Source organism: Janthinobacterium sp. PSRC1-1 (assembly GCF_049897525.1).
Taxonomy (GTDB): Bacteria; Pseudomonadota; Gammaproteobacteria; order Burkholderiales; family Burkholderiaceae_D; genus Janthinobacterium; species Janthinobacterium tructae.
The window spans coordinates 174,581-188,094 of sequence record NZ_JAFCWK010000011.1 but is presented as its reverse complement, the minus strand read 5'-3'; the positions used below and the strand labels follow the sequence as shown (position 1 = coordinate 188,094).

Genomic DNA, 13,514 nt, shown 5'->3' with positions numbered 1-13,514 from the left:
AGATGCCTAGCGCGCGTAGCGCACGACGAATCGTTGCTGTGCACACGCACAGACCACAGCGGTGATGCAGTTCATCGGCGATTTCCTGCACGCTGGACTGGGCGCGTTCCATGACGATATTGTGCAAAATTGCGATATGCTCAGGCTTTAACGCTGGCGGTCTGCCGCCGGCGCTGCTTGACGGTTCAGTGCCGTCGAGTGGATGTGTCGTTGCCACGGCATGCTCCTCCCACATCGAGATAGCATGCCACAACTTCGTTGTTGATTTTGTCTCCCCCTCTCTCTTCAAGTCAATCGCAGAGGATGTTGAAACTGAAGCGATGTTGGCATTCGCCAAGGCTGTGGATGTCGATTTAGTTCAGGGATGGTTTGTCGACAGCCTCGTTGAGAGGCCATATATTCGGCCGTAACCAGGCCGCGCGCATGCTTATGGAGATGGCTTGCTTGTGCGAAGAACGTTATTCTTGCTTTCTTCACTTTTTGTGGGGAGTGTCAATCTTGCCTCCAGTCCGCCCCCTGGTCGCTGACTCAGTTCTATTGCCCCGCCAAAGCGCTCAGCAATTGCTGCGACAATCGACAGGCCCAAGCCGCTTCCCTGACCGGAACCGCGCCGCCAGAAGCGCTCCTTGACCATAGCCAATTCTTCCACGCTGAGGCCGCTTCCTTGATCGAGCACGCGGAACACACAAGTATTCTCAGTCAACTGCATCTCCAGAATAATGTCTTGCACTGCCGGCGTATGGCGTAGCGCGTTGTCGAGCAGATTACGCAGTGCGGTAATGGCCAGGGCTTGCGGCAGCGCCAATTGTGCTGACACGCCAGCGCCATGGAGAACGATACGTTCTGCCGCATTGCTACCCGTGCTGGCGTCACGCATCGCCAGCCTTGCCACGTCGTCAGCAGCAGACAGTTTGCCATCTTCCCAAGAGAAAGGGCCCTCAATTTGCGACAGCGTCAGCAATTGGCCGAGTGTGCGCTGCAGCCGGGCGACGCCTTCCTCCGCGTAGTCCATTGCCAGTGCGGCGTCCTTGCCCTGCGTGATACGCGTCACCTGCAAATGCGTCTTGATGGCGGTGAGCGGTGTCCGTAGCTCATGCGCGGCATCACTCGTGAAGCGGCGCTCACGAGCGATGGTGACGTTCACCCGTTGCAGCAATGCGTTCAGGGTGGTGACCAAAGGCATGAGATCGGTCGACATGGCTCTCTCGGGGATCGGCGTCATGGTATCTGGCGTGCGCCTGGCGAGTGCCTGCCGCAGCCGCTCCAGCGGCAACAGGCCACTTTTCACACCAAACCACAGAACGATCAAGCTGCCAATCATGGCGACGACAAATGGCACGACTGCCGCCATCGCCACATTCTGCAGCAGCGAGTTGCGCTCGGCCAGACGGTCGGCGGTGGTCACGCGCAGCCTGTCGGTTTCAAACGTATAACTGCGCCAGCGTTCACCCTTGATGACACGTTCGGAATAGCCGGGTTTCCCCATGGCGACAGCGTCCACGGTGACACCTGGGGTGCGCGCTATCACATCGCCGCGTAAAGAGGTGATTTGGCAGTCGAAACCCTTGGCCATGGGGGGCATTGTCAAGGCGGATTTCTCCTGCGTGCGGTTGGCTCCGTCCCAGGCCGCGGGATTCTGCGACATCAGCCCGGCGACCATTTGCGCCGACATCGCCAGCCGCTGGTCCAGCGTGTGGTGGACTTCGTCGTCCAGACTGCGCAACATCCATATCGCCACGGCTCCCCATAACAGGCTCAGCGAAATACCGATCAGTAACAGCAGTCGCAGTCGCAAGCTCATTGGCTCACCACGGCAATCCTGTAACCAAGGCCGCGCACGGTTTCGATCAGGTCTGTGCCGAGCTTGCGCCGCAGATGATGGACGTGCACGCTGAGTGCGTTGCTTTCAATTTCTTCATTGAAATGATAGAGACTGTCCTTCAACTGTTCGGCGCTCAGAATGCGTCCGCTGGCGTGCAGCAGCGCCGCCAGCAGTGCCAGCTCGCGTCGCGACAAATCGACCAGTTGGCCGTTGAGATGGACTTCGCCACTGCCTGGATCCATGCGCAGGGGGCCGTGTTCGATCATGTCGACGCTGCGTCCGGCAGCACGCCGCAGCAAGGCGTGCAGACGCGCCACCAGTTCGTCCAGGTCGAAAGGCTTGAGCAGGTAATCGTCAGCACCGGCGCGCAGGCCCGCCACCCGATCCTCGACGGCATCCCGGGCGCTCAGCACCAATACAGGCAGCGTCATGCCCGCGGCACGCAAGCGCGGCAGCAGGCGCATGCCATCTTCATCTGGCAAGCCAAGGTCCAGGATGATGACGTCGCAATGCACCGTGGCCAGCGCGGCATCCGCCTGCGCCGCGCTGGTCACGCCATCGGCAGTCAAGCCATGCGCACGCAATCCGGCCAGGATGCCATGGGCGATCAATTCATCATCTTCTACCAGTAGTACACGCATCCGTATTCCTCCATGCCATTCATTCTGTCAGCCCTGGATTATCGCATTGTTAACGTAGCCTTAACCTGCATCAGACAGGATGGAAACCTATCTTTTTCGGAGCTGCCTATGTCACGTATTCTGCGCTACCTATGGGTGTTTTTCTTGCCCCTGCTGCTGGCGATGCCCGCCCATGCCGAGAACAATTTCCTACCGCCGGAACAGGCGTTCAAGTTCAGCGCCACCCAGGAAGATCAGGGACGCGTTCGCTTGACCTGGCATATCAGCGAGGGTTATTACCTGTATCGCAAACAATTGAAGGTTGCAGCGGAGCCAGCCAATGGCGCCCTGCCCATTGATTTTCCCGCTGGGACGATGAAGACCGATGAATTTTTCGGCGAAAGCGAGGTCTACCACAATAGCGTCGAGCTGATCGTCAACGCCGCTGGCGCGCGTGCCTTGACAGTGGGCTGGCAAGGCTGCGCCGACGCCGGCCTGTGCTACCCGCCACAAAGCCAGACCATCGAATTGCGTACGGCATCTTCATCGCCTGCGGCCGACAACAATGCCGCCGCTGCGTCAGGCGAGGCGCGCGGCGAGGACCAGAACATGGCCGATCGCTTGTCACAGGCTAACCTGGCCTGGATGCTGCTGGTGTTCTTCGGCCTGGGCTTGCTGATGACGTTTACCCCTTGCGTGCTGCCGATGATACCCATCCTGTCCAGCCTGATCGCCGGCAGCGGCGCCGGTCCGAAGCGCGGCTTTATCCTGTCGCTGGCCTTTGTGTTGCCGATGGCGTTGACCTATGCGGTGTTTGGCGCGGCCGCAGCGCTGGCTGGCGCCAACTTGCAGGCGATGCTGCAAAACCCATGGGTACTCGGCGTGTTTGGCGCGATCTTTGTCGCGCTGGCAATGGCCATGTTTGGCTTCTACGAGCTACAACTGCCGTCCTTCCTGCGCAATCGGCTGGACCAAGCCAGCCAGGGTCAGCGCGGCGGCACCGTGCTTGGTGCTGGCGCGATGGGTGTGCTGTCGGCACTGCTGGTTGGCCCCTGCATGACGGCACCGCTGGCTGGTGCCCTGCTATACATCGGCGACACCGGGAACGTCCTGAGTGGCGGTCTGGCCTTGTTGTTCATGGGCCTGGGCATGGGCGTGCCCCTGCTGTTGGTGGGCACCGTTGGCGCAAAACTCCTGCCACGGCCAGGCAACTGGATGAACCGCGTCAAGGCCTGCTTTGGCTTCATCTTGCTGGGCATGGCCATTCTGTTCGTCGCCAGGGTATTGCCAGGGTCCGTCGCATTGGCCCTGTGGGGTGCCTTGCTGCTGGCATGCGCACTGAGTCTGTCCACGTTGGCGCAGCAGTTCGTCGCTGACGGCGGCCGCTTGCTGATGCGTTGCATCGCATTACTCATCGGTATTTGGGGCGGCATTATGGTGCTGGGCGCTGCGGCCGGGGGACACGACCCGCTGCAACCGCTAGCGTTCGCCGCCCGTGCCAACGCTACCGAGAACGCCAGTGGCAAGCCGAACTTCATGGAGAGCTTTGCGACCGTCAAGACGGCGCAGCAGCTCGCCGATGGCGTCGCCGAGGCTGGCCGCAACGGACAGTGGACACTGGTCGATTTTTACGCCGACTGGTGCGTCTCCTGCAAGGCGATAGAGCGCGACGTGTTTTCCGACTCGCGGGTGCAACAGGCCCTGAGCGGCATGCAGTTGCTGCGTCCCGATATCACGGCAAACAACGCCGATGACGTGGAGATGCTGCGTGCATACCAGGCCTTTGGCGCGCCGACCATCCTGCTGATCGGCCCGGACGGCAAGGAACATCGCGCCGAACGCATTATCGGTGAATTGAGCGCCGACGAATTCCTCGCGCGCCTCAAGCGCGCGCAGGACAAAGCCTGATCATGCTGACGGTAACTATAGGACCGCTGGTGCTGCCCATGCACCAGGCCATGCTGATTGCCGCCGTGCTGGCCGCGTTCAGTGTGAGCCATATCATCGGGCGGCGCCAGAAAACGCAAAGCGTCGGCAACCTCCTGTCCGACATGCTGATCGCGGCACTGCTCGCGGCGCGCCTGGCCTTCGTCGTGACGTGGTTTGACCTCTACCGGGAAGCCCCATGGTCGATGATTGATATCCGCGACGGTGGCTTCACGCCTTGGGCAGGCGTAGCTGCGGCACTGCTGGTGGCGATCTGGCATGCCTGGCGTACCCCGGCAAGCTGCAAGCCGCTGGGCATCGCGCTGGCCTCAGGGATGTTGACCTATGGTGCGTTGCTGGGAGCCAGTCTGACGATCAACAAGGGGCCAGCGGCACTGCCGGCCACAGCACTGACGACGTTGGCCGGCGAGCAAACCAAGCTTGCCCGGCTGGCCGACGGCAAACCGCTGGTGGTCAATCTGTGGGCCAGTTGGTGTCCACCCTGCCGGCGAGAAATGCCGCTCTTGGAGGATGTCCAGAAAGAACAGGGCGGGACCGCTTTTGCTTTTGTCAATCAAGGTGAAACGCAAGACATCGTCGAGCATTACCTGAGCGAGAGCGGCGTGGACCTGTCCAATGTCGTGCTGGACAGCGACGCGCTACTTGGCAAGGCGGTCGGTTCAATGGCCTTGCCCACCACCTTGTTCTATGACGCAAGCGGCCAGCTGCGCGCCACCCATATGGGCGAACTCTCGGCAGCTTCGCTCGCCGACAAACTGAGGCTGCTGCAGGAGCCTGCCCAACAATCCCATTCCACTGTAAAGAAACAGGAGTAAATGACGTATGCGCAAACCCTCATGCATGTTAGCCGCCGCACTGTATGCCGCAATCGGTATCGCCGTGGCCGCACCCGCGAGCAGCTTGCCGGCGCCGATCAAGGCACTGGAAACGCAAGGTGTCGAGATAGTAGGACGTTTTGACGCGCCAGGCGGCGTGCAGGGCTATGCTGGCCTGCTGCTGCAGAAGCCGATCGCAATATATCTGACTCCGGATGGCAAACAGGCGATCGTCGGCACCATGCTCGATGCCAAGGGTGCCAATCTGACCGAGGCGCCATTGAAAAAGCTGGTCAGCAAACCGATGACAGAGAAAAACTGGAGCAAACTGGGACAGAGCAGCTGGATTGCCGACGGCAACAAAGATGCGCAACGCATCGTCTATACGTTGACCGATCCAAACTGCCCATATTGCAATAAATTCTGGAATGATGCCCGCCCCTGGATCAAGACTGGCAAGGTGCAAATACGCCACATCATGGTCGGTATCATCAAGGAAAGCAGTGCTGGCAAAGCGGCCGCGCTCCTGAGCGCAAAAGATCCACAGGCGGCACATAAACAACATGAACAGCAACAAGCCAGCGGCGGCATTGAGCCCATGGCGACGATTCCAGCAGACATCCGCCTCAAGCTCGACGGCAATAAGAAACTGATGCAAGAGCTCGGATTCTTCGCCACACCAACAATTTTCTATAAAGATTCAAACGGGATCATGCAAACAGTACAAGGTGCTCCAAGTACGAAAGCGCTGACCGTCATTCTCGGTACGCGCTAGATCCAGCTGCAGTAGTTTACATTACCTGCGGCGAACACCGAGATTGGCAAGCAGGAGGAATAGCCAGGCAAGCAACAAGAAGGCAAACCATAGGCCAAACGCATTGCGTAGCGCCATGGCATAACCAATGGACGTGGCGTCGATAAATGGATATGGGTAGATTCCAAGAACGGCGCCACGAACGAGAGAGTAGATGAAGTACAGCAGCGGATAGGAGGACCACGCCAGCGGGGACCACCAAGGCAGCGGCACCGTCTTTGGGCGAGTAAGCAGCCAATAAGTACAAAAGGCCAGCGGTGTCAGGTAATGAAGAATTTGATCGGCAAGCCACTGTAAGCCGACCGGATTCCAAAGGTCCCGTAACAGGATGTGGTAGGCCAATCCAACAAAGGCGATATTCGCGGCGGCGCATGCCAGTACTTGGGGACGGGCAAAGAAACGACCTATCCTGCTTGCAGGCGCGAACGCCGGCATGCTCAATATGAGTGCGACGAAAATATTTGTGATGACGGTGAAGAAACCGAAGTATTTCACAAGACCGGCCACGATTATTTTCCCGTTTGGATGGGCAAGATTCAACGATATCCACAATTGCAGGAGGACACCAAACCAAGCCATCACCATCAGGATTAAGCCAAAAATCTTTTGCGAATTGGAGTGCGGTTTAGGATGAACGTCAGATAGGGCCATAGTCATGAAAAAGGTACAATACGCCCAATTTATTATTATGTATAAATTGGCAAGTTATCGAAAAAGTGTCCATGGACCAATATACACGAGTCGTCCAGCCGAGAGGCGGCAGCCTGTTCCGTAGATTCAGCAAAGTGCAATGTCAACTTATTCAACCCCACAGAAGGAGTTTTACATGGAAAGTATGCGTCGTCTTCAAGGCAAAATTGCCTTCGTACAAGGAGGTTCCCGCGGTATTGGCGCGGCGATCGTCAAGCGGCTGGCGCAGGACGGAGCCGCAGTTGCGTTCACATATATTTCCTCTGGCGAAAGAGCAGACAAAGTAGCTGCCGAAATTACCAATGCGGGTGGCAAGGCAATTGCCATCCAGGCTGATAGTGCTGATCCCAACGCGTTACAGGAAGCAATACGTCAAACCGTAGCGCATTTTGGCGGATTGGACATTCTGGTCAATAGCGCAGGCGTTCTGTCATGGGGTACTTTGGAAGAACTCACGCTGGCGGACCTTGACCGTACGCTCGCGGTCAACGTACGCAGTGTTTTTGTTGCCAGCCAGGAGGCTGCACGCCATATGAGCGAAGGCGGCCGCATCATCAATATCGGCAGCATCAACGCCGACCGTATTCCTATTGCAGGTGGTTCCATATACGCAATGAGCAAGTCGGCTCTTGTCGGGCTGACCAAGGGGATGGCGCGCGACCTGGGGCCACGCAAGATCACGGTGAATAACGTCCAGCCCGGCCCCGTCGACACGGAGATGAACCCTGCTGACAGTGAAACTGCCACCCAGCTGAAAGCATCAATGGTGCTGGGGCGTTACGGTAACGTTGAAGAAATTGCTGGCTTTGTTGCCTATCTTGCGGGACCGGAAGCCGGATATATCACCGGCGCGAGCTTAAGCATTGACGGTGGTTTCTCAGCGTAACGACGCACTTCGCAGACGTCCCATATTGACGCGCCACGTATGGGATGGGTCTGGAAGAGTTTTAGTGCTGGCGCACAACCGCTATCAAGCTCTACTCGCCGGAATCAGGACTCTGCCTGGCCCCGTGGTGCGAGCGGGGCCCGAAAACTCTGATGCCCCACACAATGCTACCTCTGAAGTCGCGCTTGCTTATGAGGAAAATCGACGCGCTGGCAAAAATCTAGTGCGGCGGGATCGCACCGACTTTCCATGGGGCATCTTACGTAGGCCAAGCTTTCGAAATGCATCACTTTACCGGAGAGTGATGCAACTTACAGTGCTCCGGAAAGAAGATAAAAATGAGCAAAGGTAGCGGTAGTAGTGGCGGCTCGCAAGGCAGTGGCAGTAAAGGTGGCGGGGCAACTGGCGGTGGCCGTGGGCAAGGAAATGGCGGAGGGTGGCCAAATGGAACGGGCAATCCATCCGGCGGATGGGTGCAGCAACGCACCCGCTGGCGCTGGCAACAAATAGGTCTGGCGCTGGTTTAGCTTCACAATTCCGTCAAGAGGAACGGTCAGCAAGCTGCGCTTGTGTACTTCCCCATGACGTGAAAACGGCCGCAGGAAGCGGCCGTATCGTTTGGGGCTGGACAATGAACGAAAACTCATTGCCCCAGATTTGCCCCAAGTTCCTATCCAGACAATATATAAAATCCTACGTCATTGAATACAAACTAAAATTTTGGTGGGAAGTGCAAGTTTCGAACTTGCGACCCCTGCAGTGTGAATGTCGAATCAGCGGACTTTACTGGACATCGGCGGACCACTCTCTCATAGGGAAAAGCTTGATTTTCGTCCGACGAAATCCGTCAAAATGCGCTATAGTTTTTCATACTTTTTTCATACTCCTGCCAGCGACAAGGAGCATTTTTTCGCTACCCTTTTCCCCTGTAGGTGTCCACCGGAAAGTAGCATGGGCGACAGAATCGATACCGTCACTGCACGCGGCAAGTTGGCTGCCCGACGCGATCCATATTGGCAACGGATCAGCCAGGGATTGTTCGTCGGCTTTCGCAAGATGACGAGCGGGACAACTGGCACTTGGATGATCAGGTACCGCTCAGAGAAGCGCAAACAACTGCAAAAATCATTAGGTTCGCTTGAGCAATTTCCGGCGTTCGAACGTTTTGATAGAGCTGTCGATGCGGCTAAAAAATTGATTACTCACCTTCATCAAGGGGGATCTACCGAGACTAGCACAGTGATGGACGCATGCGATGCGTACACAACAAAGATTAGAGAACTAAAGGGTAGCAAGGCGGCCGACGATCTTGACGCACGCTACCGTCGCTGGGTGGCCAATGACCCGGTTCACAGGATTGAACTAACAAAGCTCACGCGGGAACATATCCACTCCTTTCGAAATCGCATGGTAGCCGCCCCAGTTAAGGTCGGCAAGTCGGCAATCACCCGCGCACGATCCAAAGATACCGTCAATCGAGACATAGCGGCCATACGCGCAGCACTCAATCAAGCACTTTCTGATGGGAAGGTGACCAGCGACTTCGCCTGGCGCATCCCGCTGGCAGCCTTCAAGAACGTCACCAAACGGCGTGAACTTTATCTAGATCGCAATCAGCGAAAAGAATTGATTCGCATGGCACCGCCAGACTTGGCGCAGTTCGTCAAAGGCTTGTCAATGCTGCCACTAAGACCAGGCGCACTTGCCGCCCTGCTCGTTGCTGATTTCGACACCAAATTCGAAATATTGAAAATCGGCATAGACAAGAGCGGGGCAGCCAGGAAATTCAAAATTCCACCAGAAATTTCCCAATTTCTTAGGGAGTGTGCGCTGAATCGACCAAGCACCGCACCGCTCCTTTCCCGTGCTGACGGAAGCGCATGGAATAAAGACTCCTGGAAACATCCGCTCAAGGCCGCAGCCAAAGACGCGGGACTACCATCAAACACCGTCGCCTACTCCCTCCGCCACGCGGCAATCACCGACTTGGTTCACGGCGGACTGGATCTGCTGACTGTCGCACAAATTAGCGGCACCTCAGTGACAATGATCGAAAAATACTATGGTCATCTGCGAGGAGACGTTGCCGCCAGTGCACTGGCAAAGCTCGTGCTTTAGCGCGACTAACAAAACCCGTGAATATATCGCCAGCATATAGGTATGCAGCCAAGTGACAGGAATGCCTGGTGAATATCGGCACGACGTTCAGAGCGGATACGCAGCCGACGGAAACGGTACATACAGCCAAGCGCGCGTTCGACTACCCAGCGCCATTTACCCAGGCGTTCGCGCGACTCAATGCTGTAGCGGGCTATGCGTGGAACGATGCCACGGCTGCGCAACCAAGCCCGATGGGTACGAGAAGCATAGGCCTTGTCGACATGCAGTTTGGCAGGACGTTTGCGTGGACGGCCGACAAGCCCCGCTACTGAAGGGACGGCCTCAAGCAGGGGAATGAGCATGCTGGAATCATGTACCTGAGCCCCTGACATGCTCGCCACCAGAGGCAGACCGCGTTGATCGACGAGCAGATGGTGCTTGCATCCGAGCTTGCCGCGGTCGGTGGGATTGGGGACGGAATGCTGGCCGCCGAGGGGGGGATGGCACGCTGGCCGAGTCGACACTGGCGCGTTCCCACTGAATCTGGTCGTATTCCCGCACGTGCTGCGGCATGGCGTCATGGGTACGTTGCCAGCTACCTGCCTGTTGCCATGCATGCAGGCACCGCCAGCAACTCATGCCGCCGCCGCAGCCCAGTTCACGGGGCAGATATTCCCAAGGCAAGCCTGTCTTGAGGACGAACAGGATGCCGGTCAAGGCGGCGCGGTCGTCAATGCGAGGGCGCCCGCCTTTGGGGGCAGGACGATATGTTGGTAGCAATGGCTGATCAGCGCCCACAGGTCGTCAGGAAGAAGGGCTTTGGCCATGGCGAGGCTCCCGAAAATGATGTCAGGTGGATTTGACCAGCTTCGGGGCCGTTTGTTTCTCTGGACGACGTTTTGTTAGGCGCTCTTAATCTACTTCGCACTCGTACTTTGGCTGCACACCTAGCTTGGATGGATTGACAACGGCAATTGATCAAAAAAGAAAAGTTAGACGAAAAACGCAAAAAATTCAATATGTGGGTGTTGCCATGATGTAAGTCATGTATAATTTTCAACATTTATCCGTTGATTTAATAAAAATGCTAAATATTTCAATTTCAAAATTCAAAAAAATTGATAGCGAAAGTATTTCCTTGGAGCCTTTAAATATCTTTATTGGCGCTAACAATGCCGGGAAAAGTAGCTTCATTCAAGGAATACAATTCGCCATTTCAAGTTGCCAGACACTTGAATTGGGAAAGGTTAGCTGGACAAAAAATGGTGTTCGCACATTATCTCTTGACTCAAGTGATTTTCTTTATACGCCAACAAGGGATATAGAATACCTATATCACGGCAAAAAGCTGACCGGATCGAAAACCCGCGACAAAAGAAATGAAATGGAATTTTCTTTTGATGATGGGGTAGACAAGGCTGTCTTAAAAATTTCAAAGGGGAAAAATGGAGGTTTTACTACCACACTCGATGGGCCAATGTTAGGTAAGGAAATAAGCAATATTAAAAATCCTTATTGTGTTTATGTCCCGGGAATTGCTGGAATACCTAATCAAGAAAAATTTGAAGTACCAATTGTCGTCCGCAAGTCAGCAACAAGGGGGGATAGTAATAATTATCTGAGAAATATTTTACTGGAAATTAGCAAGGATACTGAGAAATGGAAATCGTTCCTGCACTCTGTAAATTCGGTTTATGATGGAATAATAATAAAAACTGATTTTGATCAAGACACTTCTGAATATATTGATGTTTTTGTTGAAAAAGATGAATTAATTTTGCCGCTTGACGCTGTCGGTACCGGGTTGTTGCAGGTTATTCAAATTTTTGCATATATTGAGTACTTCTCTCCAAAGGTAATCCTGCTAGACGAACCAGATTCCCATATTCATCCTACCAAGCAGAAAATGTTGGCAAAGGAATTGGAGAAAAAGACTTTGGAGAATGTCAATTTAAAAATTGTATTCTCCACACATTCTAGGTATATTCTTGATACGCTTGACGGCAAAGCAAATGTGATTCACTTTCAAAGTGGAAATACCTTTGAGAAAATTCATAATAGCAATATACTTCTGGATATTGGCGCAGCGGACGCCGATTATTTGTTTAGTAAAAAAGATTTAAAATTCGTCATCGCCACTGAAGATAAAGTTGATGATATTGATGGAAAGAAAGCATTTTTAAGCAAATTTTTAGTCGCCAATGGTTTGGGCGAAAATGAATTTGTTCTTCATTCTTATGATGGGTGCACAAAAGTAGATTTCGCAAAAATATTGGAGGGATTTGTTCAGAAACATATTCCTACCGCAAGAGTGATCCTGCACATAGACAGAGATCAAAAGATTGATGATGATCGAGATATTCTGAAACTAAAGGATGACTGCGAAAAACGTGGCATAATTCTTTTTGTTACAAAATATCAGGAAATGGAGTCATATTTTTGCCAGCCAGCGCATGTTTCCGAATGTCTTGGGATTAGTTTGGCGGAAGCAAAAAATTTTATTGAAGAATTTGTTGCTGAGCTTGAAGATGAAACAAATCGAAAGCTAACTAATTTTCTTCTAAGAGACCGGATAGATCTCTGTAGAAATAAAAATGGGCAAACTGATATTGCAGTAGTGCAGAAGAAAGTTCGGGAATGGTATGAGCAATATAGTCATGAATTCACGCCAGGAAAGGAATTATTGGGGAAATTCAAAGCTTTAGCGCAAAGACTCAAGAAAAGTCCTGATGACCTTCTACGAGTTTCAAATGGTTTGCGTAACGAAGAATTTTTGAATATATTGAAAAATATTTAGTTTTCAAATTTGACTAAGAACGCCTAACAAAACGTCGTCCAGAGAAACAAGCCGCCCCAAAGTTTGTCAAACCCACCTGACATCATTTTCGGGAGCCGCGCCATGGCCAAAGCCCTTCTTCCTGACGACCTGTGGGCGCTGATTCAGCCATTGCTACCAACATATCGTCCTGCCCCCAAAGGCGGGCGCCCTCGCATTGACGACCGCGCCGCCTTGACCGGCATCCTGTTCGTCCTCAAGACAGGCTTGCCCTGGGAATATCTGCCCCGTGAACTGGGCTGCGGCGGCGGCATGAGTTGCTGGCGGTGCCTGCATGCATGGCAACAGGCAGGTAGCTGGCAACGTACCCATGACGCCATGCCGCAGCACGTGCGGGAATACGACCAGATTCAGTGGGAACGCGCCAGTGTCGACTCGGCCAGCGTGCCACCCCCCCCTCGGCGGCCAGCATACCGTCCCCAATCCCACCGACCGCGGCAAGCTCGGATGCAAGCACCATCTGCTCGTCGATCAACGCGGTCTGCCTCTGGTGGCGAGCATGTCAGGGGCTCAGGTACATGATTCCAGCATGCTCATTCCCCTGCTTGAGGCCGTCCCTTCAGTAGCAGGGCTTGTCGGCCGTCCACGCAAACGTCCTGCCAAACTGCATGCCGACAAGGCCTATGCTTCCCGTACCCATCGGGCTTGGTTGCGCAGCCGTGGCATCGTTCCACGCATAGCCCGCTACAGCATTGAGTCGCGCGAACGCCTGGGTAAATGGCGCTGGATAGTCGAACGTGCGCTTGGCTGGCTGCACCGCTTCCGCCGATTACGCATCCGCTACGAGCGCCGTGCCGATATCCACCAAGCATTCCTCTCGTTTGCCTGCATACTCATCTGCTGGAGATACATTCGGCGGTTTTGTTAGGCGTTCTTAATGCCGTGGAACTGCGCCGCGCAGCTCCCCTCGGCTTAAAGAACACACCGCTTCCCAGCGGTGTGATGCCATCATCAATCAATTCAGCCTCGGCTCAAGGCTGCGCT

The 13,514-nt window shown here is 54.6% G+C and carries 10 protein-coding genes and 1 pseudogene; 7 read left to right on the top strand and 4 right to left on the bottom strand.

What is annotated here, in order from left to right:
- Positions 1–427 precede the first annotated feature (427 nt).
- Positions 428–1,801 (bottom strand): ATP-binding protein, encoded by a 1,374-nt coding sequence (locus tag ACP7DW_RS22120; RefSeq protein WP_426056544.1) that lies wholly within the window; start codon positions 1,799–1,801, stop codon positions 428–430.
- Positions 1,798–2,463, bottom strand: coding sequence for a response regulator (locus ACP7DW_RS22115; RefSeq protein ID WP_426056545.1), 666 nt, complete (start codon positions 2,461–2,463; stop codon positions 1,798–1,800). The genes ACP7DW_RS22120 and ACP7DW_RS22115 overlap by 4 nt, the downstream gene beginning before the upstream one ends.
- A gap of 12 nt (positions 2,464–2,475) precedes the next feature.
- On the opposite strand from ACP7DW_RS22115, the gene dsbD reads away from it, so the two are divergent.
- From dsbD to dsbG, 3 genes are read left to right on the top strand one after another with little or no spacing between them, the layout of a single operon-like run.
- Positions 2,476–4,350 (top strand): protein-disulfide reductase DsbD, encoded by a 1,875-nt coding sequence (gene dsbD / locus ACP7DW_RS22110; RefSeq protein WP_426056546.1) that lies wholly within the window; start codon positions 2,476–2,478, stop codon positions 4,348–4,350.
- A gap of 2 nt (positions 4,351–4,352) precedes the next feature.
- On the top strand, positions 4,353–5,204 hold the full coding sequence (locus ACP7DW_RS22105; RefSeq protein WP_426056547.1) for a TlpA family protein disulfide reductase: 852 nt from the start codon (positions 4,353–4,355) through the stop codon (positions 5,202–5,204).
- Between the two features lie 7 nt (positions 5,205–5,211).
- Positions 5,212–5,979, top strand: a complete 768-nt coding sequence (gene dsbG, locus ACP7DW_RS22100) for a thiol:disulfide interchange protein DsbG (RefSeq protein ID WP_426056549.1) — start codon at positions 5,212–5,214, stop codon at positions 5,977–5,979.
- 21 nt (positions 5,980–6,000) lie between these two features.
- Here dsbG and ACP7DW_RS22095 read toward each other — a convergent pair whose 3' ends face one another.
- Positions 6,001–6,675 (bottom strand): Pr6Pr family membrane protein, encoded by a 675-nt coding sequence (locus ACP7DW_RS22095; RefSeq protein WP_426056550.1) that lies wholly within the window; start codon positions 6,673–6,675, stop codon positions 6,001–6,003.
- A gap of 169 nt (positions 6,676–6,844) precedes the next feature.
- On the opposite strand from ACP7DW_RS22095, the gene ACP7DW_RS22090 reads away from it, so the two are divergent.
- Both ACP7DW_RS22090 and ACP7DW_RS22085 read left to right on the top strand, forming a co-directional pair.
- Positions 6,845–7,594, top strand: a complete 750-nt coding sequence (locus tag ACP7DW_RS22090) for a 3-oxoacyl-ACP reductase family protein (protein ID WP_426056551.1) — start codon at positions 6,845–6,847, stop codon at positions 7,592–7,594.
- Between the two features lie 951 nt (positions 7,595–8,545).
- Complete coding sequence (locus ACP7DW_RS22085) at positions 8,546–9,712, top strand: tyrosine-type recombinase/integrase (protein ID WP_426056552.1); 1,167 nt, start codon at positions 8,546–8,548, stop codon at positions 9,710–9,712.
- A gap of 5 nt (positions 9,713–9,717) precedes the next feature.
- Here ACP7DW_RS22085 and ACP7DW_RS22080 read toward each other — a convergent pair.
- A pseudogene (locus ACP7DW_RS22080) lies at positions 9,718–10,521 on the bottom strand (IS5 family transposase).
- 218 nt (positions 10,522–10,739) lie between these two features.
- Between ACP7DW_RS22080 and ACP7DW_RS22075 the strand changes: the two are divergent.
- Together ACP7DW_RS22075 and ACP7DW_RS22070 are read left to right on the top strand one after the other, a co-directional pair.
- Positions 10,740–12,491, top strand: coding sequence for an ATP-dependent nuclease (locus ACP7DW_RS22075; protein ID WP_426056553.1), 1,752 nt, complete (start codon positions 10,740–10,742; stop codon positions 12,489–12,491).
- Positions 12,492–12,593: 102 nt separating this feature from the next.
- Positions 12,594–13,398 (top strand): IS5 family transposase gene (locus ACP7DW_RS22070; RefSeq protein WP_426056554.1). Its coding sequence is split into 2 segments (ribosomal slippage): positions 12,594–12,932 and positions 12,934–13,398, totalling 804 coding nucleotides; the frame shifts between segments, so codons are not numbered across the junction.
- Positions 13,399–13,514 lie beyond the last annotated feature (116 nt).